The organism is Verrucomicrobiia bacterium, assembly GCA_035629335.1.
In the GTDB taxonomy this organism is placed as follows: domain Bacteria; phylum Patescibacteriota; class Saccharimonadia; order Saccharimonadales; family Saccharimonadaceae; genus DASUUR01.
In genome coordinates, this window is the sequence record DASPIB010000010.1 from 1 (window position 1) to 1,469 (window position 1,469).

A 1,469-nucleotide genomic window follows, 5' to 3' on the forward strand; every position below is an offset into this window, starting at 1 on the left:
GGCTCTATGTGAAATACAGTGGGTAATCAAATTTCAACTTTCCACATAGGAAGTAAATCATATTAATGAAATTGTTGATGTTGCGATAGCCTCTGGCTCGCCGTTTAGCCAGCTGAATCTTACTATTGATGCCTTCAAGAATGCCGTTACTAATGAGTGATTCCACGAAATGCACAATTCCCGACCAATGTCCTCGAACTGTGTTGGCGAACTTGATAAACGCTGGAATTTTGGCTGCGTCCACCGCATCGCACCATTGCCTCAAAAAAGCCTCCGCTGTCGGTTTGTCGGGCATTTCCCAGAGATCATTGAATAGCACTTTTAAGCGGTAAGCTTCGCCCAGCGTGGGGTACAGTTGTATCAGTTCATCCAGCTCTTTTTCTTTTTTGTCGGATAGGTTTTCCCGGTTCTTTAGAAAAGTGTATTTGTGGCCTTTCAGAGCATCATGCTCTTTGCGTTCGGCAATGCGCACCTGATTCATGGCCTCGTTCAATAATTTCACAACATGGAATCGGTCAAAGGTAATTTGTGCAGACGGGAATGATTCGGCAGCACCGGCAATAAATGACGGTGACAAATCCATGCTGATTTGCTCCACCTGTTCTTTATCAACACCTTTATCTTCAAGGTGTTGCTGAATACTTTGCAGCGTTGCCTTACCCTTACCTTCGGTGACATGAATTACGCGGGCTTCATCCAAATCAACGCCCAGCGTAACGTAATGATGGCCTTTTTTGGTCGAGGTTTCATCGACGCCCAGCTTGGTTATCGTGCTCGGATCATCGGCTGCTTTTGCCTTGCTAATCCAGTGATTAAAGATAGTCCAGATGCGCTGTGGATTGACCTTCAGTATCTCGGCGACTCGGTTGACCGGCATTTCCCGCTCAATCAAGGCTAGCGCTAAGGCTTCGAATAACAGGGTAAAACCACTGCCTGGCCGTGCCCAAGGAACGTCAACAGTACGGACTTTGCCATCGGTCGTGGTAATGCGCGGCACCGCACAATGGAGGTAACAGGTGTGTTCAAAAAAGCTCAAATGTTGCCATTGCCGCTCTACGGTATCATGCACTGGACAGAGGTTATTCGCGTCGTCTAAGAAGCGCGAGCCAGTCACGAAATCGATATGCAGATGAAGTTCGCTACGGGCCAATTCATCTGTAGAAAAGGTCACAGCTTTGACCTGCCAAGGAGGTTGCAGGCCTAAAGCCATGCTGAATAAAGTTTCACTGTTCATGGCTATATTATTGCATTACCCACTACGAATCACATAGAGCCAAGAAATTCGGTTCGGCCGGGAAGAAAACGGCGGTCGTGTCGACGATCAACGGCGATGCCAACATTCCTTTCTATAAAGAATTGGGTAATCAGGGTGTTTCCGCCGAGGACATTCCGGTCGTCGCGTTCTCGGTCGGCGAAGAGGAGTTGTCTGGCATCGATACCAAACCGTTGGTCGGTCATCTAGCCGCTTG

General features: G+C 48.1%; 1 protein-coding gene and 1 pseudogene. One reads left to right on the plus strand and one right to left on the minus strand.

Annotation, left to right across the window (positions count from 1 at the left end):
* Positions 1-4 precede the first annotated feature (4 nt).
* On the minus strand, positions 5-1,234 hold the full coding sequence (locus VD907_06570; GenBank protein HYG84509.1) for an ISL3 family transposase: 1,230 nt from the start codon (positions 1,232-1,234) through the stop codon (positions 5-7).
* A 41-nt stretch (positions 1,235-1,275) separates the two neighbouring features.
* Between VD907_06570 and VD907_06575 the strand changes: the two are divergent.
* Positions 1,276-1,469: pseudogene (locus VD907_06575) on the plus strand (transporter substrate-binding protein).